This is a genomic window from Sodalis sp. RH16, from assembly GCF_047324245.1.
In the GTDB taxonomy this organism is placed as follows: domain Bacteria; phylum Pseudomonadota; class Gammaproteobacteria; order Enterobacterales; family Enterobacteriaceae; genus Acerihabitans; species Acerihabitans ligni.
Map to the genome: position 1 here is coordinate 1,800,952 of NZ_CP178737.1, position 23,254 is coordinate 1,824,205.

Annotated in this window: 21 protein-coding genes; 11 read left to right on the top strand and 10 right to left on the bottom strand. The window is 55.8% G+C overall.

Annotation, left to right across the window (positions count from 1 at the left end):
• Positions 1 to 35 precede the first annotated feature (35 nt).
• From ACL2XJ_RS08210 to ACL2XJ_RS08220, 3 genes are all read right to left on the bottom strand, one after another.
• On the bottom strand, positions 36 to 779 hold the full coding sequence (locus ACL2XJ_RS08210; protein ID WP_413726189.1) for a sugar phosphate isomerase/epimerase family protein: 744 nt from the start codon (positions 777 to 779) through the stop codon (positions 36 to 38).
• Between the two features lie 123 nt (positions 780 to 902).
• The gene (locus ACL2XJ_RS08215; RefSeq protein WP_413726190.1) at positions 903 to 1,937 is read right to left on the bottom strand and encodes a LacI family DNA-binding transcriptional regulator; all 1,035 of its coding nucleotides are present in this window, start codon (positions 1,935 to 1,937) and stop codon (positions 903 to 905) included.
• A 150-nt stretch (positions 1,938 to 2,087) separates the two neighbouring features.
• Positions 2,088 to 2,519 carry an N-acetyltransferase gene (locus tag ACL2XJ_RS08220; protein ID WP_203524279.1) on the bottom strand — a complete coding sequence of 144 codons (432 nt, stop codon included), beginning with the start codon at positions 2,517 to 2,519 and terminating at the stop codon, positions 2,088 to 2,090.
• Positions 2,520 to 2,777: 258 nt separating this feature from the next.
• Between ACL2XJ_RS08220 and glyQ the strand changes: the two genes are divergently transcribed.
• The 6 genes from glyQ (at position 2,778) to ACL2XJ_RS08250 (ending at position 11,361) form a co-directional block, all read left to right on the top strand.
• Positions 2,778 to 3,692: a glycine--tRNA ligase subunit alpha gene (gene glyQ / locus ACL2XJ_RS08225; protein ID WP_132924048.1), complete on the top strand. Its 915-nt coding sequence runs from the start codon at positions 2,778 to 2,780 to the stop codon at positions 3,690 to 3,692.
• A gap of 9 nt (positions 3,693 to 3,701) precedes the next feature.
• Positions 3,702 to 5,771, top strand: a complete 2,070-nt coding sequence (glyS, locus tag ACL2XJ_RS08230; RefSeq protein ID WP_413726191.1) for a glycine--tRNA ligase subunit beta — start codon at positions 3,702 to 3,704, stop codon at positions 5,769 to 5,771.
• Positions 5,772 to 6,342: 571 nt separating this feature from the next.
• Positions 6,343 to 7,059 (top strand): DUF3053 domain-containing protein, encoded by a 717-nt coding sequence (locus ACL2XJ_RS08235; protein WP_203524312.1) that lies wholly within the window; start codon positions 6,343 to 6,345, stop codon positions 7,057 to 7,059.
• A 537-nt stretch (positions 7,060 to 7,596) separates the two neighbouring features.
• The gene (locus ACL2XJ_RS08240) at positions 7,597 to 9,531 is read left to right on the top strand and encodes a PTS mannitol transporter subunit IICBA (protein WP_413726192.1); all 1,935 of its coding nucleotides are present in this window, start codon (positions 7,597 to 7,599) and stop codon (positions 9,529 to 9,531) included.
• 74 nt (positions 9,532 to 9,605) lie between these two features.
• Positions 9,606 to 10,754 carry a mannitol-1-phosphate 5-dehydrogenase gene (locus tag ACL2XJ_RS08245; RefSeq protein WP_413726193.1) on the top strand — a complete coding sequence of 383 codons (1,149 nt, stop codon included), beginning with the start codon at positions 9,606 to 9,608 and terminating at the stop codon, positions 10,752 to 10,754.
• A 58-nt stretch (positions 10,755 to 10,812) separates the two neighbouring features.
• The gene (locus ACL2XJ_RS08250; protein ID WP_132924044.1) at positions 10,813 to 11,361 is read left to right on the top strand and encodes an MltR family transcriptional regulator; all 549 of its coding nucleotides are present in this window, start codon (positions 10,813 to 10,815) and stop codon (positions 11,359 to 11,361) included.
• A 50-nt stretch (positions 11,362 to 11,411) separates the two neighbouring features.
• Here the strand turns inward: ACL2XJ_RS08250 and sodA are convergent, their stop codons facing one another.
• The 3 genes from sodA to ACL2XJ_RS08265 all read right to left on the bottom strand — a co-directional run bounded on the left by sodA (position 11,412) and on the right by ACL2XJ_RS08265 (position 14,007).
• A complete protein-coding gene (gene sodA / locus ACL2XJ_RS08255; protein WP_132924043.1) occupies positions 11,412 to 12,032 on the bottom strand; it encodes a superoxide dismutase [Mn] in 621 nt (206 codons plus the stop codon).
• A 125-nt stretch (positions 12,033 to 12,157) separates the two neighbouring features.
• A complete protein-coding gene (fdhD, locus tag ACL2XJ_RS08260; RefSeq protein WP_413726868.1) occupies positions 12,158 to 12,952 on the bottom strand; it encodes a formate dehydrogenase accessory sulfurtransferase FdhD in 795 nt (264 codons plus the stop codon).
• A 125-nt stretch (positions 12,953 to 13,077) separates the two neighbouring features.
• Positions 13,078 to 14,007: a LysR family transcriptional regulator gene (locus tag ACL2XJ_RS08265; RefSeq protein ID WP_203524285.1), complete on the bottom strand. Its 930-nt coding sequence runs from the start codon at positions 14,005 to 14,007 to the stop codon at positions 13,078 to 13,080.
• 189 nt (positions 14,008 to 14,196) lie between these two features.
• Between ACL2XJ_RS08265 and ACL2XJ_RS08270 the strand changes: the two genes are divergently transcribed.
• From ACL2XJ_RS08270 to ACL2XJ_RS08285, 4 genes are all read left to right on the top strand, one after another.
• Positions 14,197 to 15,048: an SDR family oxidoreductase gene (locus ACL2XJ_RS08270; RefSeq protein ID WP_413726194.1), complete on the top strand. Its 852-nt coding sequence runs from the start codon at positions 14,197 to 14,199 to the stop codon at positions 15,046 to 15,048.
• A 280-nt stretch (positions 15,049 to 15,328) separates the two neighbouring features.
• Positions 15,329 to 15,937, top strand: coding sequence for a hypothetical protein (locus tag ACL2XJ_RS08275; protein WP_413726195.1), 609 nt, complete (start codon positions 15,329 to 15,331; stop codon positions 15,935 to 15,937).
• Between the two features lie 94 nt (positions 15,938 to 16,031).
• On the top strand, positions 16,032 to 16,670 hold the full coding sequence (locus tag ACL2XJ_RS08280; RefSeq protein ID WP_413726196.1) for a glutathione S-transferase: 639 nt from the start codon (positions 16,032 to 16,034) through the stop codon (positions 16,668 to 16,670).
• A 190-nt stretch (positions 16,671 to 16,860) separates the two neighbouring features.
• On the top strand, positions 16,861 to 18,399 hold the full coding sequence (locus ACL2XJ_RS08285; RefSeq protein ID WP_132924037.1) for an aldehyde dehydrogenase family protein: 1,539 nt from the start codon (positions 16,861 to 16,863) through the stop codon (positions 18,397 to 18,399).
• A 38-nt stretch (positions 18,400 to 18,437) separates the two neighbouring features.
• Here the strand turns inward: ACL2XJ_RS08285 and ACL2XJ_RS08290 are convergent, their stop codons facing one another.
• Positions 18,438 to 19,682 carry an MFS transporter gene (locus ACL2XJ_RS08290; RefSeq protein ID WP_132924036.1) on the bottom strand — a complete coding sequence of 415 codons (1,245 nt, stop codon included), beginning with the start codon at positions 19,680 to 19,682 and terminating at the stop codon, positions 18,438 to 18,440.
• Between the two features lie 257 nt (positions 19,683 to 19,939).
• On the opposite strand from ACL2XJ_RS08290, the gene ACL2XJ_RS08295 reads away from it, so the two are divergent.
• The gene (locus tag ACL2XJ_RS08295) at positions 19,940 to 20,950 is read left to right on the top strand and encodes an acyltransferase (protein WP_413726197.1); all 1,011 of its coding nucleotides are present in this window, start codon (positions 19,940 to 19,942) and stop codon (positions 20,948 to 20,950) included.
• A 10-nt stretch (positions 20,951 to 20,960) separates the two neighbouring features.
• Here ACL2XJ_RS08295 and ACL2XJ_RS08300 read toward each other — a convergent pair whose 3' ends face one another.
• The 3 genes from ACL2XJ_RS08300 to ACL2XJ_RS08310 form a co-directional block, all read right to left on the bottom strand.
• Positions 20,961 to 21,875 (bottom strand): GlxA family transcriptional regulator, encoded by a 915-nt coding sequence (locus ACL2XJ_RS08300; protein WP_132924035.1) that lies wholly within the window; start codon positions 21,873 to 21,875, stop codon positions 20,961 to 20,963.
• A 23-nt stretch (positions 21,876 to 21,898) separates the two neighbouring features.
• Positions 21,899 to 22,450: an isochorismatase family protein gene (locus ACL2XJ_RS08305; protein ID WP_413726198.1), complete on the bottom strand. Its 552-nt coding sequence runs from the start codon at positions 22,448 to 22,450 to the stop codon at positions 21,899 to 21,901.
• A gap of 269 nt (positions 22,451 to 22,719) precedes the next feature.
• The gene (locus tag ACL2XJ_RS08310; RefSeq protein WP_203524291.1) at positions 22,720 to 23,076 is read right to left on the bottom strand and encodes a VOC family protein; all 357 of its coding nucleotides are present in this window, start codon (positions 23,074 to 23,076) and stop codon (positions 22,720 to 22,722) included.
• Positions 23,077 to 23,254 lie beyond the last annotated feature (178 nt).

The window sequence follows — 23,254 nt, forward strand, 5'->3', positions numbered from 1 at the left end:
TCGGTTCCATTTGGGTCATTGCCTATTCGCCGCGCTTATTGCAACAAGCTGACGAAACGGCGGGTAACGGCGACCAAATCTTCTCCTTGCAACGGGAATTCAATACCGCGCGGGACGCTGTCCGGCAGCGCGGCCAGTAACTGCCGCCAGTTCTGCGCGCCGGCGTCCGGGGGCACGGCGCGCCAGCCGCCGTTTGCTTCAACCGCCGTTTTGACGTGTATATAACCCACATGGGCCGCCAGGATTCGGGCGGCCTCAAGCGCCCCCTGGCCGACCCAATGCCAGTTGCCCATATCAAAGGTCATATTAATGGGAAGCCCTGTGCCGGCCGACCGTTGGAAAAATGCCGTCAGCGGAGCCAGCGTTCCGCATTCGGTCTGATCGTTTTCCACCGTTAACGCGACTTGTCGCCCCGCCGGGAATGTCGCCAGAGGGGTAAGATCGGCAGCGGCGGAAAAATGGCCTAATGATAATTTTAGCCGCTCGGCGCCAAGTTGATTCGCTTCGGCAAATAAACGCGGCAGCTGGGTATTGAGCGAACCGTCAGGGGTAAACAGGGCTTCCGGCGCGGAATAAAAACAGCGTAATCCATAGCCGGCGATGGCCTGCCGTAATTCCGGCAGGCGCTTCAGATCGGTTTGGGTCATAAGTTCCCGGCGTATTTCCACGCCGGCCGCGCCGGATTGGGCGATGATAGGCAATAGCGGGCGCTGGCCGCCCAGGGCCGAGACGGTAGCATTGCCATATGCGGCGGTGACCACGAAAATATCGTGTTTCATCCTAACTCCTCGGCGGTTGCATTTCCCAGCTATGATTCAACGTTAGATGGGACCGGTTCCATTGAGAAGCTTGATAGGCAAAATTTATGATCATAATCACGAATTAAAGCCCGCTTTTGCCCGCTAGCGAGTGGTTGAGCCGCGTACGATCAGCTTGCCGCTGAACGCCTGTTCGCTTATAGGCTCGTCGGCGCCCTGGATCCGTTTCAACAGCTGTTCGAGGGCGGCATAGCCGATTTGATAAGTAGGCTGTTGGAACGTGGTGATGCCGACCCCCGCCAGTTCCGCCCAGGCCAGCTCATCGAAGCCAAGCAGGCCGATATCGCTGCCCCAGCGCAGATCCAGGCGACGCAAGGTGCGGGCGATTTGCAGCGTCAAGGCGCCATTGGCCGATAATATGGCCTTGCGCATTCCGCGATGGTGATGATTGAACTTCTGCAGGATGGTGTCCAATGCGGCATTGTCGTCCAGTGCGCTTTCCGCCTCCTCGGCCACAAGGTCGGGATGCGCCGCCATGCTATCGCGGAACGCCTGTAAACGTTCAATCCGGGTATTTACCGCGCCCAGCGGTTCGCTGAGAAACAGGATGGCTTCAAATCCCTGCTGAATCAGATGCTCGGTGGCGAGGATGGCCGCCTCACGATTGTCCAGCCCCACCACATCGCAGGAGAAACCGGGAATTTTACGATCAATCAGCACCATCGGCAGGGAAGATTGCTGCAGCATGCCGAGAGCGTCTTCATGCATTCCTACGGCATTCACCACGATACCTTCCACCTGGTAGCCGTTGAGCAGCTGCAGATAATGGCGTTCCTGATCAACCTCATTATTGGTGTTGCATACCAGCAGGGTGAAGCCGTGCTGGCGACAGGCGGCCTCTATGCCGCGCATCACCTCGACGGAGTAGGGATTGGTGATATCGGCGATAATCAGGCCGACAAGCCCGGTCTGGCCGCCTTTAAGACTGCGGGCCATCTGGCTGGGACGATAATCCAATTGGATAATGGCCGCTTCGATACGCTGTTTCATATCGTCGGAAAGCCGGTGATACTCACCGTTCAGGTAACGGGATACGCTGGTTTTGCCGCTGTTCGCGGCCTTGGCAACATCGCTGATGGTGGCGCGTGCCGGCGCGAAGGAGCCCTTCTTGCGGTTCAATGCTCAACTCTCCCGGTATAAAAAAAACGCTTATCCAATGGATCCGTTATAATGCGGGATCGGCGGGATTCGCGCCAGCATACCCGTCATCTTTCAAATTACAACTGTGTTGGTTTTGTTACTCAGCTCATCCATGAGCGGGACAATCATTCAGTCTTCACGCCATTGCAGCGTCAATATGCGATGGCCGGTTTCAACGCTGAAAGCGCTGCCGATTTCCCGAAAGCCCTGCCGGTAATAAAAGGCGCGCGCCGGGCGGTTCAATCGGTATACTTCCAATGACAGCACCGGATAATGCTGTTTGGCCTTTTCCATCAGCGCGCTGCCGATACCCTGTCGATAATAAGCCGGGGATACAAAGATCGCGCCGATGAATTGATCCATCAGCACGCTGATAAAACCGGTAAGTCTGCCGCCGCGTTCATCCACCCAGCTTACGGATTGCGGCAAATACTCATCCCGCACCAAGGGCAGGCTCTCCACCCAATAATCGCTGTGGATAAAGGGATGCGCCCGGGTAGTGCTCTCCAGCCAGAGGTCCAGCAGAGGCGGCATATCCGCGGATTGAAAGGGCCGGATCATCCTGCCGCCTGCCGGTAAAAGGCCGCGCCGGGGCCGTTAAAAGCCGTTTTGGCCGGGCCGGGCCGGCTCTCGATAACCTTTGCCACTTTTCAACCTCCTCCCCGTCGTGGAATAGATTTCGACACAGACAATAATAAGCGGTATCTAATGCGGCCATGAGATTGACACTTGTTACCGCATTCGGGCTGTATATCTTACCGCCAGAGGGTATACTGGCGCATTCTTAATAAATCCACTTTTATCGCGTGCGAATTCAACATGCAAAAGTTTGATCCCAAGACCTTTCAGGGCCTGATCCTGACATTGCAGGATTACTGGGCGCGCCAGGGCTGTACCATTGTCCAACCGCTGGATATGGAAGTCGGCGCGGGTACTTCCCACCCCATGACCTGCCTGCGGGCGCTGGGTCCAGAGCCCATCGCCGCCGCTTACGTCCAGCCCTCCCGCCGTCCCACCGACGGCCGGTACGGTGAAAATCCGAACCGTTTACAGCACTATTACCAATTTCAGGTCATCATCAAGCCCTCGCCGGATAATATCCAGGAGCTGTATCTCGGTTCGCTGAAAGAGGTCGGGCTGGATCCCACCATCAACGATATCCGCTTCGTCGAAGACAACTGGGAGAATCCGACGCTGGGCGCCTGGGGTCTTGGCTGGGAAGTGTGGCTCAACGGCATGGAAGTCACCCAGTTCACCTACTTTCAGCAGGTGGGCGGGCTGGAGTGCCGTCCGGTAACCGGTGAAATCACCTACGGCCTGGAGCGCCTTGCCATGTATCTGCAAGGGGTGGACAGCGTTTACGATCTGACCTGGAGCAATGGCCCGCTGGGCAAGACGACCTATGGCGACGTATTCCATCAAAACGAAGTGGAACAGTCCACCTACAACTTTGAATACGCCGATGTCGATTTTCTGTTCGTCTGCTTTGATCAATACGAAAAAGAAGCGCAGAAGCTGCTGGCCCTGGATCAGCCGCTGCCGCTGCCGGCCTATGAACGCATTCTAAAGGCGGCGCACAGCTTTAACCTGCTGGATGCCCGCAAGGCCATATCGGTTACCGAACGCCAGCGTTATATCCTGCGCATCCGCACGCTGACCAAAGCAGTCGCCGAAGCGTATTACGCTTCCCGTGAAGCGCTGGGTTTCCCGATGTGTAAAAAGAACGAGAAATAAGAGGCAGCCATGACGCAACATACTTTTTTGGCGGAAATCGGCACGGAAGAGCTGCCGCCGAAGGCGCTTCGCCAGCTGGCGCAGTCTTTTGCCACTTTGTTTACCGCCGAGCTTGACGGCGCCAACCTGCCCCACGGCGAGGTTAAATGGTTCGCCTCCCCCCGCCGCCTGGCGCTCAAGATAAGCGACCTGGGCGCCGCCCAGGCAGACAGCGAAATTGAAAAGCGCGGTCCCGCCGTTTCCCAGGCGTTCGACGCCGCGGGCAATGCCACCAAGGCGGCCGAGGGCTGGGCGCGCGGCTGCGGCATTACCGTTGAACAGGCCGAACGCCAGAAAACCGATAAAGGGGAGTGGCTGCTCTACCGGGCGTCCGTTAAAGGCAAACCCGCGCAAGAACTGCTGCTGGGCATGGTGACCGCCGCCCTTGGCAAACTGCCTATTCCTCGCATGATGCGCTGGGGCGACAGCGATACGCAGTTTATCCGTCCGGTGCATACCGTTACGCTATTGCTGGACAGCGAACTGATCGCGGGGCGCGTGCTGGGCATTGAGTCAGGGCGCACCGTGCGTGGACACCGCTTTATGGGTGAAGCCGAATTCACTATCGATAACGCCGATCAATACCCCGCCTTATTGCTGGAACGCGGCAAGGTGATAGCCGACTACGAAGAGCGTAAAGCGATTATCAAACGGGACGCACAAGCGGCCGCCGCGCGCATCGGCGGCAAAGCCGATTTGACCGACAGTCTGCTGGAAGAGGTGACTTCTTTGGTGGAATGGCCGGTGGTACTGACGGCGAAATTTGAAGAAAAATTCCTTGCGGTGCCCCCCGAGGCGCTGGTCTACACCATGAAAGGGGATCAGAAATATTTCCCGGTGTATGACGCGCAGGAAAAGCTGCTGCCGAATTTTATCTTTGTCTCCAATATCGCATCCATCGATCCCCGGCAGGTGATTTCCGGCAATGAGAAAGTGGTGCGGCCGCGCCTGGCGGATGCGGAATTTTTCTACAACACCGACCTGAAAATCCGGCTGCAAGACCGGCTGCCCCGTCTGGATACGGTATTGTTCCAGCAGCAGCTCGGCACCCTGCGCGATAAAAGCGACCGTATCGAATCCCTTTCCGGCTGGGTTGCCGGAAAGATTGGCGCGGATGCGGAACACGCCGCCCGCGCCGGCCTGCTGTCCAAATGCGACCTTGTGACCAATATGGTGGTTGAGTTCACCGATACCCAGGGCGTGATGGGCATGCACTATGCCCGCCATGACGGCGAGCCGGAAGACGTGGCGCTGGCGCTGAAAGAGCAGTACCAGCCGCGTTTTTCCGGCGATGCCCTGCCCTCCACTCCGGTCTCCTGCGCGGTGGCCATCGCGGAGAAGATGGATACCCTGGCCGGTATTTTCGGCATCGGCCAGCATCCCAAAGGCGATAAGGACCCCTTCGCCCTGCGCCGCGCGGCGCTGGGAGTATTGCGTATCATTGTCGAAAAGCGCCTGCCCCTGGACTTGACGGCCCTGGCGGAGGAAGCGGCTCGCCAGTATGGTGAAAAGCTCACTAATCCCCGCGTAGTAGAGGATGTGGTGGACTTTATGCTCGGCCGCTTCCGCGCCTGGTATCAGGAAGAGGGCCATAGCGTCGATACCATCCTGGCGGTGCTGGCCCGCCGGCCCACCCGCCCGGCGGATTTCGACGCCCGCGTACGTGGGGTAAGCTATTTCCGCACCCTGGACGCGGCGGCATCCCTGGCGGCCGCCAATAAACGCGTGTCTAACATCCTGGCCAAAGCCACCGACACCCTGAACGACGACGTGCGGGCCGCGGTGCTGAAAGACGCGGCGGAAATCCAGCTGGCAGCGCACCTCCAGGTGCTGCGCGATAAGCTTGAGCCGCTGTTTGCCGAGGGCCGTTACCAGGAAGCGCTGGTGGAGCTGGCCGCCCTGCGGGAGCCGGTAGACGCCTTTTTCGATAAGGTGATGGTCATGGATGAAAATGCCGAGGTGCGGGTCAATCGTCTTACGCTGCTCGACCAACTGCAAAAGCTGTTTTTGCGGGTGGCGGATATCTCGCTGCTGCAATAGCGTCTAGGCGCGCCCGGCGGTTTGCCGGGCGCGTACCTGACCATCATGCCTCATGACAAGATAGGCCTAAAAATAATCTATTTAGTTAGGGGCGACTATTTTGCCAAGATCAAAACATTGGCTATAAATAATGATGTTGATTCTTTATCTATTCGAATAGTCAAACTGAAAATAATGAATTAATTGACGATTCCTCATTGGAAACCATTGTTTATATTGAGTATGGGTTGTCAGCGGTATAACTTACTTACTGCAATATTATGAAAATTAAGGCTTGATGCTGATGAGGGAAATCATTGAAAGATAATACCTCCCTGAATATGCTGAACGGCCATGAGTTTATCAATCAAGTCTGCATAGTCAATCAACAAAAAAAGTATGAAATATCACTCTCCATTATCCTAATAGCCGGTGCTATCCAATAGATGTTTTGCCCAATAGGTAATACTAAAGGACAGTTTTAGCGTATTTATTCCGCTAAAAGTGGGCTATCCTTATGCTGCTATGAGGATGCGGCGATTCGCAAACCAGAGTAAACCAGTGAAATATTTTACAGGAGTATTCGGTCATGATGTTAAGGGATAGACTGGCGCAGCTGCGCTATGCGCTGATGATTCCAGTATTGATGCTGCTGGCGGTGCAGATCACCGCCTGCGGCGATAAAGAGCCCGATCAACGTAAGGCATTCATTCAGTTTCTACAAACCACCGTGCTGCCGGGTGGTGAGCGCCTGCCCACCCTTAGCGACGATCAAAAAAAGCAGTTCGGGCCTTATACCAATGATTATCAGGTGCTGTTGACCTTTACCCAGCAATATACCCAGTCGGTGAATACCAGCCTGCTGCCGGTATTGGATCTTATTAGCCAGATCAGGGTTCCGCAGGATTATCTCACCCGCCGCCAGGATGTGCAGCAATCCGCCGCCGCCCTCAACGCGCTGGCGCCGCAAATCGCGCAGCTGAAAAAACAGGCCGATGATGCTCGCGCGGGCCTTAAGCAGCCGGCTGATTTGAAAACGGTTTATGATCAGGCCTACGCCAAATTGGTGACGCAGCCGGTGCAAAAAGTGGCGCCGGTGATTGCCGCGGCGTCCACACTGTCGTCCACGCTGGTGCAGGTAGGTGATTTCCTCAATACGCAGGGTAATCAGGTGACCTTTGGCGCCAATGCGGTGTCATTTCCCAACCGGTTGCCGGCGACGCAGTATAATGAACTGATGAAGGGCCTGGAAAGTCAGTACCAACAGCTGGTGCAGGCCCAAAACAATGGCGGCGCCACCTTGCCCTGAGGCATAAGCGCCGGCTGGGTTTTGGCCGACACGGCCGCAGATCCATCATATTGCTTTCCCTATCGGCATGACTTGCCCGGCAGATATTCTCGTCGCCGGGCGAGACATTTACCGGTAAGTTTCTTACAAAACCTTGTTTTGTTTTGCCAAGGCTGTCGCAAATTTACGCATATCAATGCCGCGATACCTGTTAACAAAATTTTTACTCACAAATAATTTGTGACTCAACTCACATTTATCAAACAAACTCTCCCCATAAAATAGTGATATGTATCACATTACTGTCCTTGTTAGCTTACTAAAAGTTAAATTGTGATTTATTTACAATGCTTATTTGTGATGTAAATCACTAATATAGGGTGCTTTAGGGGGGGTATCCAGTGATATTCCTCACACTTTAGTCCCGGTAGTACGCTTAACTAACTGAGCGTGGTAGAGTCGCGCTGCTTATAGAACTACTGACAGTTTGTGCAACACTGTCGCAACAATATTCACGCGCCCTTATTGTCTGGCGCGTATCAATAGGGGTGAGTTTTTATGTCTTCATCGGATATCAAGGTCAAAGTACAAAATTTTGGCCGTTTCCTCAGCAATATGGTTATGCCGAATATCGCAGCCTTTATTGCCTGGGGGATTATTACCGCACTGTTTATACCCACCGGGTGGACTCCAAACGCCACATTGGCCAAGCTGGTAGGCCCGATGATCACCTATCTGCTGCCGCTGTTAATCGGTTATACCGGTGGACGGCTGGCGGGCGGCGAACGTGGCGGCGTAGTGGGTGCCATTACCACCATGGGTGTGATTGCCGGCGCCGATATGCCCATGTTCCTGGGCTCCATGATTGCCGGTCCTTTAGGCGGCTGGGCCATCAAGCGCTTTGACCGCGCGGTGGACGGCAAAATCAAGAGCGGCTTCGAGATGTTGGTTAACAACTTCTCAGCCGGTATCATCGGCATGATATTGGCCATCCTGGCATTCCTGCTGATCGGGCCGTTCGTTGAAATCATTTCCCATTTCCTGTCCGCCGGCGTAAACCTGATGGTTCGCCACGATTTGCTGCCGTTGGCGTCCATCTTTGTGGAACCGGGCAAGATCCTGTTTTTGAATAACGCCATCAATCACGGTATCTTCTCACCGTTGGGTATTCAGCAGGCTACCGCTACCGGCAAATCCATATTCTTCCTGATTGAAGCCAATCCCGGTCCGGGCATGGGCGTTTTGACCGCCTATATGATATTCGGGCGCGGAACCGCTAAACAATCAGCCGGCGGTGCGGCCATCATCCATTTCCTGGGTGGTATCCACGAAATCTACTTCCCTTACGTCCTGATGAACCCGCGCCTGCTGCTGGCGGTAATCCTTGGCGGTATGACCGGCGTATTCACCCTGGGCCTGCTGCACGGCGGCCTGGTGTCTCCGGCATCTCCGGGTTCCATCCTGGCGGTGCTGGCCATGACGCCCAGAGGGTCGTACTTTGCCAACATCTCCGCGGTAGTCGCCGCCTTTGCCGTCTCCTTTGTTATTTCGTGTATTCTGCTCAAGAGCACCAAAGCGAAAGAAGGGGATGATCTGGATGAAGCGACCCGTCGTGTGAAAGACATGAAAGCCCAGTCCAAAGGCATGGCCGCTCCGGTTACCGCCGGCGCCACCGGCGACCTGAGCTCGGTACGTAAAATCATCGTTGCCTGCGATGCCGGTATGGGTTCCAGCGCCATGGGCGCCGGTGTTCTGCGTAAAAAGGTGAATGAGGCCGGGCTGAAAAATATCAGCGTGACCAATGCCGCCATCAACGACCTGCCTGAAGATGTGGACCTGGTGATTACCCACCGTGATCTGACCGAGCGCGCTATGCGTCATGCTCCGCAGGCCCAGCATATTTCCCTGACCAACTTCCTCGACAGCGGCCTGTATACCGATCTGACGGCCCGCCTGGTAGCGGTGCAAAAGACCGATGCGAAGCAGCAAAAAGTCCTGTCGACCCTGGATGACAGCTTTGAGGGCAGCGAACAGAATCTGTTCCGTCTTACCGAAGCCAATATCTTCCTGGGACAGCATGCCGATCAGAAAGAGCAGGCCATCCGCTTCGCCGGTGAACAGCTGGTGAAAGGCGGCTATGTCCAACCCGAGTATGTTGATGCCATGCTGGAACGTGAAAAGCTGACCTCTACCTACCTGGGTGAATCCATTGCCGTTCCCCATGGTACCATCGAAGCCAAAGATAAGGTGTTACGCACCGGCGTCGTATTCTGCCAATATCCGGACGGTGTCCGGTTCGGTGACGAAGAAGACGATGTCGCCCGCCTGGTCATCGGTATCGCGGCCAGAAACAATGAACATATCCAGGTCATCACCAGCCTGACCAACGCCCTGGATGATGAAACCGTCATTGCGCGGTTAAGCACCACCACCAGCGTCGCTGAAGTGCTGGAGTTGCTGAAAGGCCAGAAGCCGGTCAGAAGCGCGTCGTAACGGATGGAACCGGTTGTATTTGAGAGGGGGCCGTCACGGCCCCTTTTTAGCTAAGAGAATCCAAGGTTAAATCTATGAAAGCATTACATTTCGGAGCAGGTAATATCGGTCGTGGATTCATCGGCAAGCTATTGGCCGATGCCGGGATTGAAGTGGTATTTGCGGACGTTAATCAGGTTGTGCTGGATGCGTTGAACGCGCGCCACGAATATGAAGTCCATGTCGTGGGTGAACAGTCTCGGGTCGAGATAGTGCGTAATGTCAGCGCCGTCCACAGCGGCAGCCCCGATGTGACGGCGTTAATCGCTACCGTGGATTTGGTGACCACTGCCATCGGCCCGCAGATTCTTGAGCGTATAGCCGCAGGCGTCGCCAAAGGGCTGATACAGCGCCATGATGCGGGTAACGCCCGTCCGCTGAATATCATCGCCTGTGAAAACATGGTGCGCGGCACCAGCCAATTGAAGCAGCATGTGCTGAAAGCGCTGCCGGACCAGTACCATGACTGGGTCGGTCAGAACGTGGGTTTCGTTGATTCGGCGGTGGATCGCATCGTCCCGCCGGCCCAGGCCGGCAGCCAGGATCCGCTGGCGGTCACGGTTGAAACCTTCAGTGAATGGATTGTGGATAAGACCCAGTTCAAAGGCGAGCCGCCGGCCATTGCCGGTATGGAACTGACCGATAATCTGATGGCGTTTGTGGAACGCAAACTCTTCACATTAAATACCGGCCATGCCATTACCGCGTATCTGGGACAGCAGGCGGGACATAAAACCATTCGCGACGCCATTCTCGATCCGGCGATCCGCCAGGTGGTGAAGGGGGCGATGGAAGAAAGCGGCGCGGTGCTGATTAACCGCTACGGTTTCGATCCGGAAAAACATGCCGCTTACATCAATAAAATCCTGCAGCGTTTTGAAAATCCCTATCTGCACGACGATGTGGAACGCGTCGGCCGCCAGCCGCTGCGTAAGCTCAGTGCCGGCGATCGGTTAATCAAACCGTTGCGCGGCACGCTGGAATACGGCCTACGTCACGACAACCTGATGAAAGGTATCGCCGCTGCGATGCATTACCATAGCGAGCAGGATCCCCAGGCGCAGGAATGGGCGGCATTACTGGAAAAATCTGGGCCGGAGGCTGCGTTGGCGCAGGTTTCCGGTCTTGAAAAAGACAGTGAGGTGGTTGAGCAGGTGGTGACTATTTATAACGCCATGCAATGATGATCGAGACCCGGGGATAAGGTCTGCCTCGTCCCCGGATTTTACATGGTGTTAGGTGATGACGGAAAATACGCAACTGCATGAAAATCAGGTTCTGGAACAGCTGAACGCCGGTACGACGGTGAGGGATCTGATGGAAGCGGCGGTGACTTTATTGGCTGAAGCGGTCAATATCCTGGTGCTTCAAATATTTCGCAAGGATGATTACGCGGTGAAGTATGCCGTGGAACCGCTATTGGTTGGCGCCGGGCCGCTGGGAGAACTGCCGGTGCGTTTGAAATTGGTTTATGCCCTGGGGGTTATCAGCCGGCAGGAATATGAAGATGCTGAGCTGCTGCTGGCTTTGCATGAGGCCTTGCAGGACGATCCCAAAGAGTACCGTTTTACCGATGATGAAATTCTCGGTCCGTTCAGCGAACTGCATTGCGTTACGGCGTTTCCGCCATTGCCGGATTTTTCCCGTGTGCCGGGGGACGATGCGCTGGTAAGAATGCAGCAGCAGCGCTATCAGCAGATTGTGCGCTCCACCATGGTGTTGTCCACCACCGAATATCTCGTGCGCATCAGCGCGAAAAAGGCCTTCACGGATAAACTGCTGTTAAAATAAAAAACCATCCCGCGGGATGGTTTTTTCATTAATCAGCCGATAAAGCGGCGTTATTTGGCTTCAGAGAAGCGCTTGGCCGCTTCGTCCCAGTTCACCACGCTCCAGAACGCTTTGATATAATCAGGACGGCGGTTCTGGTATTTCAGGTAATAAGCGTGTTCCCATACATCCAGGCCGATAATCGGATAGCCTGATGCGCCGGAAATCGCTTCGCCCATCAGCGGGCTGTCCTGATTGGCGGTTGAGACCACCGCCAGCTTATCGCCTTTTTTCACCAGCCAGGCCCAGCCGGAGCCGAAGCGGGTGGCGGCGGCTTTCTCAAAGGTTTCCTTGAAAGCGTCCACGGAACCGAAATCGCGTTCGATGGCGGTTTTCAATTCACCCTGAAGCTGGGTGCCCAATTTCAGGCCTTTCCAGAACAGGCTGTGATTGTAATGGCCGCCGCCGTTGTTGCGCAGCGGGGTTTTTTTGTCCGCCGGCAGCTGATCCAGTTTTGTGATCAGTTCGTCTACGGGCAGGTTGGCAAATTCAGGCAGGCTTTCGAGCGCGGCATTGGCATTATTGACATAGGTCTGATGATGCTTGGTGTGGTGGATTTCCATCGTTTGTTTGTCAAAATGCGGTTCTAAGGCGTCGTAAGCGTACGGCAAGGATGGCAGTGTATAGCTCATAGTTATCTTCTCCATTTTTGTGGTGCGGCACCCGGAATAAATGTTAGTGCCGCGTAAGCAATCCGATCATTATAGTTAATTAAACGTTTATGAAAACGTTTATCAGTCCCTTTTAAAGAACATGTTTAGCTTTTGCTATCCAGGATTCGCTCGGGATGGGTATAAATCGTCGCCCGGCCCGGCTTGCTGAAGCCCACCAGAGTAAGCCGGCACCGCTGCGCCACGTCAACCGCCAGCGCGGTGGCGGCCGAGACGGCGAACAGGATTTCCACGCCGCACATGGCGGATTTCTGCACCATTTCATAGCTGGCCCGGCTGGACACCAGCACCGCACCGGGCATGACCCCGGCCCGCGCGCGATAGCCCAGCAGTTTATCCAGCGCCACGTGACGGCCCACATCCTCGCAGCCTAAGGTCAGTTCTCCCGCCGGCGTAATCCAGGCCGCCGCGTGGGTACAACCGGTGAGCCGCCCGATGGGCTGCACGCTTTTCAACTGGGCCAGCGCCTGGTCCAGTCTTTCCAGCGGCCAGGTCTGGGTGAACGGCAGCGGACTGATGGGCTTGGCGATTTCGTCCAGTTGCTCGACGCCGCACACGCCGCATCCGGTGCGGCCGGCCATGGCGCGGCGATGTTCCTTCAACGCCATGAATCGGCGGCTGGACAGCTCAATATGCACTTCCATACCGTTGCAGGCCGGCATCACATCCATGCCGTAGATTTCAGCGGGGTGATCGATAATGCCTTCCGAGAGGGAAAAGCCCAGGGCGAACTGCTCAAGCTCTTTCGGCGTCGCCATCATAACCACATGGGATATGCCGTTATACACCAGCGCCACCGGCACCTCTTCCGCCAGCCAGTCCGGTTCGGACCGGGTGAGCTGCCCGCGCTGGCGGACCGGACATTGCCTGAGGCCCGCCATGGCGGCGGGGTCGGTATCCTGTGGCGAAGAGATTTTATTCACGGCGGTTTACCCAGGTAGCGGACGAAAAAGCATGCCGCATTATTGTATCCTAAGGGCGCGGATGAAAAATATCCCCTAGTGCGTTATTCACGAAAGCGGTCCAGGAAGCCGGGCTGGGACGCAACCTCCTTTGCCATATCAATAAACGCCCGCAGTTTCGGCTGCGTTTGCGAACGCTGGGGAAAATAGAGGAACACCCCGCTGTCGCTGGGAATATATTCCCGCAATACGCTTTCCAGCCGTCCGGCGGCGTAATGGTGGCGCACTTCGTAATCGCTGACAAAGGCCAGCCCCAGGCCCTGCAGGGCAAACTCGATCAGCAGATTGCGGTCGTTTACGATAATACCGCCTTTCACATCCACCACAAAATCCCGCCGGCCGCTGCGAAATTCCCATCGGTGAACGATTCGGGACGTGACGAACCGATAACGAATGGCCTCATGGCGCAACAGGTCTTCCGGGATAACCGGACGACCCGCCCGGATGAAATACTCCGGCGTCGCCGCGACCGACCAGGAGATTTCAGGGGTCAGGCGAACCGCCACCATATCGCCCTCAACCGATTCTCCCAAACGAATGCCGGCGTCAAATCCTTCGGCAACGATATCCACCAATCCGTCGTCCAGGGAGATATCCAGCATGACCTCCGGATAGGCTTGCCTGAAGCGGGGAACGATGGCGTTGAACAGATAATCCGCGGTGTTATTGCGGGGGGCGGTCACCCGCAGGGTTCCCTGCGGCCGGTGGCGATAATGTTCAAGGGTCTCTATGGCCGACAACATATCGGCCACCGCGGGACGCATTTGCCGGTACAGACTGTCGCCGGCTTCGGTCAGGGCGACCCGCCGGGTGGTTCGCTGGAATAACACCACGCCGTAACGGTGCTCGAGAACCCTGATGGCCTTGCTGACCGCGGTAGGAGTAACTCCCAGGCGCGCCGCCGCCTCGGTAAAGCTTTTCAGCTCGGCTACCGCCATAAAAGGGGTGATTCCATCCAGTTGATCGTTAAGCATAGATGCCGATTATAAACCTCAGGTTCAAAGCAGGTGTAGCTTACTCGTCTATATCTCATTAATCCAGAGGACTAGCATAAGTCCCGACGGTTGATAACACCCCCATCGTACGTGGGCCGGCGGCGTTATTAATGGTTTTCGTCAGGAAGGGTGGTTTACGCCTGTTCCCCACATTTGCGGAGAAGAAATATGTCGACTTTAAGCTGGTTCATCACCGGAACCTCCAGTGGTTTCGGCCGTGCTTTGACCGAACAATTATTGGCCCGCGGCGATCGGGTGTTTGCCACCCTGCGCAAAACCGCCGCGCTGGATGATTTGAAAAGCCGCTATGAGAACACCCTGGCGGTGGCGCAGTTGGACGTAACCGATACCGCCGCCATACGGCGGGTGGTGAAAGAAGCCTTCGAGCGGTTCGGTAAAATTGATGTCGTGATAAACAACGCCGGTTTCGGCGTGGCCGGCGCCGCCGAAGAGGCCACCGACGAGCAAATCCGCCGGCAAATCGATACCAATGTTATCGGGTCGGTTCAGGTCACCCGGGCCGCCTTACCCTATTTGCGCGCCCAGGGCGGGGGGCGGATTTTGCAGCTGTCCTCCATGGGAGGACAGCTCTCTTTCCCGGGCCTGAGTTTTTACCATTTGAGCAAGTGGGCGATTGAAGGTTTTTATGAGGCGGTGATTCCGGAAATCGCGCCCTTCAATATCCAGGTTACGCTTATTGAACCGGGTGTGGCCCCCACCGGTTTTGGCGGCGAAAACCTGTCCCGTACGCCGGTAATGGCGGTGTATGAACCGACGCCGGTGGGCGATTTTCGCCGCAGCGTTGCTGCGGGCGCCTTTTCCACTACCGGCGATGCCGGCAAAATGGTGGCGGCCATGATAGATTCCGTGTCGATCCATCCCGCGCCCAAACGTCTGGCCCTTGGCAGTGATGCCTTCGACATGATTGGCGCGGCGTTGGTAGGCCGGCTGGCGGACCTGTACAATCAGAAAGCGATGGCATTATCAACGGACCGGGTTCCCCGGACGGACCCTTTTTAACCCGTGACGTTCTTCCCTGCCGGGTCGGCGAACATCCGCCGGGCCGGATTTTTGCCATGGTTTTTAATCTGATATGATGTTAAAAATGCCGCTGCGCTTGAAAAGTGGCTATCCTTTTAATATGACAATGCTTTTAAAGTCGGCTTTTTTGCACTGTGCATTGTATACCCTAAATAATTCGAGTTGCAGGAAAGCCAACGCACCTGCAACTTGAAGTATGACGGGTATACCGTCCGGTGGGGCCGGAGCGAATCATTGAAAAACAGATAAGGCCATGCCCATGCGCTATACCATTATCACGTCGTTGCTCATTCTGGCGGCATCAGCGCTGCCGATTGCCGGTGGGGCGACCCAAACCCCGGCCTCGCCAACCCCTGATGCGGCTGCAAACGCGCCGGCCGTTGCGGCGAATCAGGATATCAGCGTCGCCGTGCTCGACGGCAAAATCACTCTGCGATTGCCGGGGGATTTTGTTGATCAAAGCCGGAAAGACGTCGCCGGACAAAATTCAGGCGTCGTGGTCAGCCTGTACGTTAACAAATCCCGTTCCCAGGTGGTGGGCATCAGTGAGGTTCCCACCGCCGCCGGGGATGCCAACGACACCAGCGACGATGCCTTTAATAAAATGGCCCAGGGTGCGTTTTCCGGCCTCAAGACCCAATTCAACCATGTGACAAAAACCGGCCAGACCACGCCCGTGGCGGGGGGGCACAAGTTTCTGCGTATTGACAGCAAACAGGAGATGAAAGGCGAAGCCATGATGGGCACCATACTGGTCACGCCTTACAGCGCGCGCGTCGTGACCCTGCAGATATTGACCCCGGAATCAGGTGCTTCAGGCCATGATCTGTTGGTTAAGCATATTTTGGACAGTATCGCGTTCCACTAAGTCGGCCGCGAGGCGTCAACAGTCGCGGCGAATTCCACTGTTTCTCCTTGCGTGCGCCATACTAAAGTCAGGATGACGGTAACCGGAGGCGAAGATGAAACTCATTGGCAGTTACACCAGCCCGTTTGTGCGGAAAATTTCGGTAATCCTGCTGGAAAAGAGTCTCCCCTTCCAGCTCATAAACGCATCGCCCTGGGAAGAAGACCCCCAGGTCATTGCCGTTAACCCTTTAGGTAAAGTACCGGTACTGATAACCGGGCAAGGGGAGCCCATCTTCGATTCACCGATTATCGCGGAATATCTTGAGCTTTTATGCGCTGAACCGGCGCTGCTGCCGGCGGACCGTCTGCAGGCCCTGCGGGTGCGCCAACTGGAAGCCCTGGCGGATGGCGTGACGGATGCCGCGATGGCCATTGTCAGGGAGTGCCGGCGGCAGGCGGACCGGCAAAACGAAAGTTTTATCCTCTATCATCGGGAGAAGATCCGCCGGGGCTTGAATGCGCTGGAACTCGCGGCTGGTGAGGGTAAATGGCTTAATACTTCCACCCTGTCCCTGGCGGATATCGCCGTGGCCTGTTCGCTGGGATTTATCAATTTTCGCCGGGTGATGCCGAACTGGTGTGTGGAAAGGCCGGCGCTGGTAGCAATGGCCGGACGTATATTGGCCAGAACCAGTTTTGCCCGAACGGCGCCGCCGGCGGCGGCCGATGTGTATACGAGTGAAATGTTATAAACGGAAATGTGAGACCTATCGTAAAGTGCAAATTCCTTCTTCTCCCGCCTATCTCCCCCGCTTCCCTGAAGCTAACGTTAACGGATAGCGTACAGACCGGCTTATCGCCGCGTGTCGAAGTTGTTCGCTGATAACGGCCCTCCAAGGCCGGTAAGGCATCGATCAGGCTATTGAGTGTAAAGGAGAAACCATGGCTCACAATCCCCCCTCAAGCCGGCTGATACCCGGCGAATATGGTTACCCGCTTGAACTGAAACCACGCTACAACAATTTTATCGGCGGCGAATGGGTCGCGCCGGTGAACGGTGAATATTTTGTCAATCTGACGCCGGTAACCGGCCAGCCGCTGTGCGAAATCGCCAGCTCCGGTCCCGGCGATATCGATCTGGCCCTGGATGCGGCCCATAAGGCCAAAGCGGAATGGGGCGGCATGTCCATACAGAACCGCGCCGCCATTCTTTTTCGCATCGCCGATCGCCTGGAGCAGAATGTTGAACTGCTGGCGGCGGTTGAAACCTGGGATAACGGCAAGCCCATCCGCGAAACCAGCGGCGCCGATGTGCCGCTGGCTATCGATCATTTCCGTTATTTCGCTTCCTGTATCCGCGCGCAGGAAGGGGGGATCAGCGAAATCGACGGCGATACCGTGGCTTATCATTTTCATGAGCCCCTGGGCGTCGTCGCCCAGATTATTCCGTGGAATTTCCCGTTGCTCATGGCCTGTTGGAAAATGGCGCCGGCCCTGGCGGCGGGCAACTGCATCGTATTGAAACCGGCTAAGCTGACCCCTCTGTCGGTTCTGGTGATGATGGAGCTGATCCAGGATTTGCTGCCGGCCGGGGTCATCAATGTGGTGAACGGCGCCGGCGGTGAAATCGGCGAATACCTGGCCACCTCCAAACGCATCGCCAAGGTGGCGTTTACCGGCTCCACCGAAGTGGGGCAGCAAATCATGAGTTATGCCTCGCAGAATGTGATCCCGGTGACCTTGGAGCTGGGCGGCAAATCGCCGAACATCTTTTTTGCCGACGTAATGGCAAAAGAGGACGCTTTCTTCGATAAAGCCCTGGAAGGTTTCGCCCTGTTCGCCTTCAACCAGGGCGAAGTCTGTACCTGCCCCAGCAGGGCGCTGGTGCAGGAGTCCATTTACGAGCGTTTTATGGAGCGGGCGGTGAAACGGGTCGAGGCAATCCGCAGCGGCAATCCGCTTGATAGCGGTACCATGATGGGGGCGCAGGTCTCCTTGGGACAAATGGATACCATCCTGAATTATATCGCCATCGGTAAAAAAGAGGGGGCCGAAGTCCTGACCGGCGGACGGCGTAAAGCCATGGAAGGGGAACTGGCCGAAGGGTATTACCTGGAACCCACCATCTTGTTCGGTAAAAACAGCATGCGGGTGTTCCAGGAGGAAATCTTCGGGCCGGTGCTGTCGGTCACCACGTTCAAGGATATGGACGAGGCGCTGGCGCTGGCCAATGATAGCGATTACGGGCTGGGGGCCGGCGTATGGAGCCGCGACGGCAATATTGCCTATAAGATGGGCCGGGGCATCCAGGCCGGCCGGGTATGGACCAATTGCTACCACGCCTATCCCGCCCACGCCGCCTTCGGCGGTTATAAGCAATCCGGCATCGGACGCGAGACCCATAAGATGATGCTGGAGCATTATCAGCAGACCAAATGCCTGCTGGTGAGCTACTCCGAGCAGCCGATGGGACTGTTCTAGATGAGAATATGGCCGGCACTCGCCGGCCATCACTAATACTAATGTGCCGCGGTGGGCAATGACGTCAGCGTCGAGGCGCGGCGGCGGATAAACACCCGCACCAGCGCATACCAGCCCAGCACGCTCAGCAGGTTAAACAGATTGAACAATCCGCTGCCGCCCTGTTCATACAGCACTTTGGCCAGCTCAATGCCCAAGGTATACACCACCATGTTCAGCATGCCCACCGCCGCCGAAACGGTGCCTTTGCTCATGGAGCTGGAGAACAGCGTCAGGCGATACAGGCCGGCGTTGGCGATGCCGATACCGAATGCATACAGGCTCAGGCCGGCAGTCATCCAAAGATAGGCATGGGGAGACCAGAGCGTTGCCGCGGCGGCAACCGTTAGCCCGCCGATAATGGGCGCGACGCCGAGCTTGATAAGCCTGTCCACGGTACGCCCGCCGCTTAAACGGGCCAGGGTGAGATTACCGATAATCAGCGCGCCGAATATCGGCATTTGCAGCATGCCGTATTCAACCGGCGTCAGCCCCTCCTCCCCCATCAAAATGACCGGCGACTGCGCCAGCCACGAGAGCAGCGGCAGACAGGCCAGGCCGATGGCCATGGCGCCATAAATGAATTGGCGGTTGGTCAGCACTTTTTTATAGTCCTGCCACAGGCCGGCGGGGGACAACGGTTCGCCGATGCGTGAAGCGGTTTCCGGCATTGCGCGCCACAACCCCGCCAGGGCAATGGCCGCCACCGCGGCGAACAAAATGAACATTACCTGCCAGGAGGCGAATCGGACAATGAGGGATCCCCCCAGCGGGCCCAGCAGCGGCGCGATAAGCGCGACATTGGCCATTAGGGCGGTGATTTTGATGCACACCGACTCCTCGTAAGACTCCTGTATCGTGGCATAGCCTACCGCGCCGATGAAACACAGGCCAAACCCCTGCAAAAAACGCAGCGCGATAAATTGTTCAATGGTATTCACCAGCAGGATGCCCAGACAGGCGGCGATAAAAAACAGCACGCCCGCCAGCATGACCGGACGGCGCCCGCGGCGATCCGACAGCGGACCCAATAACCACTGCAGCACCATGCCGCCGGCCAGATAGGCTGTCATTGAAGTGGGAACCCATTCACGCCCGGCATTAAAGGTTTCGATGACCGCCATCATACCGGGCTGGATCATGTCATTGGCGATATAAACCGCAAATTCGAACAAAACCAGGCACAACGGAAACAGCAACGCCCGCCGTCCGGAGCGGGTAGCGGGGGAAAAAGCATTTTGCATAAACTAACCAATTGAATTTAGGGTGAAAAATAGTTCAACCCAGTAGTACAACCACTTCTGGCTGGCTATTTTGCAGACAAATATTGCCAGAAGCAACCCCCAAGATGGCCTGTCAGCACATTCTGGCCGTGGTTCTAAAGATTTGCCTGGCCGCAACGAGAATTCTATTGGGTAGATATTGTTTAATGCCGCTGAGTTATATAGCCTATTTTTAATATAGCCAGATCTACGTCAATGAGTACCGAGCGGGGAAAAGGATGATAACCGAGAACAACGACAATAGATTGTACTGGATAGATAACCTCCGCGCCACGGCCTGTCTAATGGTGATAATGATTCATACCACCTCTTTTTATGTCACTCATGGCCTGGGGGTGGGCGAATATAATTGGTTAATGGCTAATGTACTCAATTCCGCTTCGCGGGTGTCGGTTCCGCTTTTTTTCATGATTTCCGGTTTTCTTTTTTTTGGCGAGAGGCAAGCCGGTAAAAAACATTTTTGCCGCATAGCATGCTGTATACTATTTTATAGTATAATCTCTTTGATTTATATGAATTATTTAACCTCCATCAATACCGTGGAGGCGTTGAAGGATGTGTTTCAAAAGCCGATATTTTTTCATCTCTGGTTTTTTTATGCCTTGATCATCATCTATCTGCTATCGCCCCTTGTTCGGATAAAACCCGTATCGGCGAAAGGTTTGATCTGGATTGTCCTGTTGTTGGGCGTCCTGGCTAATCCCAATACCAATGTGGTAAATATAGGCAAAGTGTCCGTTCTACCCCTCAATTTCTATATCAGCGGCGATGCATTTTATTATGTGTTATATGCCATGCTCGGGCGCGCTATAGGCGTAATGGACATACAGGGTAAATTCATCCCCTACGCCATGGGGGGGATTTTTTTGCTGGCGGTAGCCTTAATAGCGCTGGGTACGAAAAGGCAATTGATCATAAACGGAGAGTACGCTGAAACCTATTATATCTATTGCGGTCCCCTGGTGTTTATTGCCGCCATCAGCCTGTTTATCGTGTTCAAGCAGGCGTTAACCCATCCGCCGGCCATGCCGTTACGGTTGATTTCACACTACTCGCTGGGCATTTATGGTTTCCATGCTTTTTTCATTAACTTTGCCCGCACCCATAATTGGGATAACAAAGCCTATCCGATGCTCGACATTCCGGTGCTGTTTGCGGTTACCCTGATATGCAGTTTATTACTGGCGGTGGGGCTGGGAAAAATCGACAGACGCCATTGGGTAAGCTGAGGTCGGCTGTTCAGCTATTCCAGCGCAATTGCGCCCGCCGCAGCTGGCGGCTGGATGAGAACCCGGCCGCCAGAGCCGATTTCTCTATTCCCATGCCCTGTTGCAATCGCTGCTGCGCCACCGCGAGTTTCAACTGCTCATGATATTCCCGGACGCTAAGCCCCAAATGCTCGCGGAATAAGCGGGTCAGGTGGCGGCTGCTCATAAACACCTGCCGGGCCAGATCTTCCAACTGCCATTCGGCTTCCGGCTCATGGGCCAGAATATCCTGCGCCCGATGCACCGCCGGATGAAGATGATTGCGATAGCGCAGCCAGGGCGACAGCTGCGGATCGTCCCCGCCGCGGCGGAAAAAAACCACCATTTCGCGGGCAACGGCCATCGCCTGCCGGGCATCGACATACTTGCTCACCAGATAAAGGGCCAAATCAATGCCGGCGGTAATGCCGGCGCTGGTAAAGATGCCGCGATCCTCCACATAAATCCGGTTGTCTTTCACCAGCGCGGCGGGCGCCTGCTGGCGCAGCCGCTCCAGTACATCATGGTGGGTGGTGCAGCGATAGCCGTCCAACAGTCCGGCCCGTCCGGCCAGCAATGCGCCGGAGCAGACGCAAACCAGCGACCAGCGGCGGGACAGAACATGCTGCCGGTTTGCCTGCAGCCAAAGCTGTGCTTCCCTGGCGGGAGCGCTGTCCAACTGGTGCCGGGAATCCGCCACGCCGGGTATCAGCAACAGGCTGTCGTCGGGCAAATCCGCCGGGAGAGGAGCGATGTGCCCCACCGTCAGGCCCACCGACGTCATCGCCTCTTCCCGTGGGCCGATATAATGCAAGCGGAAGGCGCCGGATAAGGCCAATACCTCCGCCGGCCCGGTCAGATCCAGCGCCATCGTTTGCGGCAATACCAGAAAATAGACGTCGCGCATATGTGTGCCCTCGGTGGCCGGCGTCATTCTGCCGCGGTTAATTCAGCCAGGCATCCGGATACATCCCTGATAGCGGCGAAGCGATCTATCAGTACGGTTTCGGTATGAAATTTCAGCTCGGCGGTGCTGACGGCCCGGCCGGCGTGGGTCATGGGAAACGTCAGCGTCGCCTCGGTAACAAAGGTCACCCGGTACCCCAGATCGGAAGCGACCCGCGCGGTGGTCTCACAGCACTGCTCGGTACGCAGCCCGGCGATAATGAGATGTTTTATCCGCCGCTCCTGCAGCCAGGCATGTAATCCGGACTCGGTAAGGGCATTATGCACGTGTTTATAGACTGTGACATCGGCGGTATGGGTCAAAAAAGGGAGCCGAGTCACTAATCCTGAATCCAGAGCAAAAGGCCATTCGCCGTCGTCGTGGAAAATATCCACCAACAACGCTCCCCGTTGACGGCAACCCTCTATCAACGCCGTCAGCGCCTGTTTAAACGGGGGCAAATCCGCCTCGGACCAATAGGGACGGTGCAGAAAAGATGTCTGGACATCGATGATCAATAACGCGCTCTGTGCCATTTTCGGACTCCTCAGGTTGACTGTGGAATCATAGTGCCCCAGGGACTGGGGAATAGACAGGTCAAAACCGGACATCATTATGGTGATACGGGACAGCTTCGGCAAAGTCGTCCAGGGCGAGATGAGAACGATAGGGGAAAGCCGGTAGGGGGTTATGAAAAAGGCCGGGGCAAGTCTGGCGGCGGGGTAGCGGTCAGACAGATTAAAATCCGGCCTGGGTATGACGGCCGGACGGTGCCGGCCGTCGGGGACGTAATCTTCCGGCCGGGTTAGGTTTCGGTCCAGACACCCAGAATATATCCCTCGGGATCTTTGAAATGCAACCGCTCTCCGCCCGGAAAGGCGAAGATGGGTTTCACGATCTCAGCTCCCGCGGCCTGCAGCTTTTTCTGGGTTTCAACGAGATCCTTGGCATAGAAAATCACCAGAGGGCCTCCTGCCGTGGTTATGGCCTCAGTGGTGGTAAATCCGCCGGTAATGCGGCCGTCGGAAAATTCGGTATAGGTTGGGCCGTAATCGGTAAAGAGCCAGTCAAACACCTCGCCATAGAATTTTTTAGCGCGTGGTATGTCGCTGACATTGAATTCGACATAGTCTACCTGCCCATTGGCGCCGATCTCTTTCATGATCATATCCTCTGTTGCGTTGACATACCATAAGTATGGCCTATCGGTTGACGGTTAGCCGATCATCAAAACAAAAAACGTTCCCGGCCTTGCCGGCCGGGCGCTTAAATCCGATGCATTTAAATGATCATGATGTGGCAAATTGTTATTAAACTAATAATTTAATTATTTAAAATAA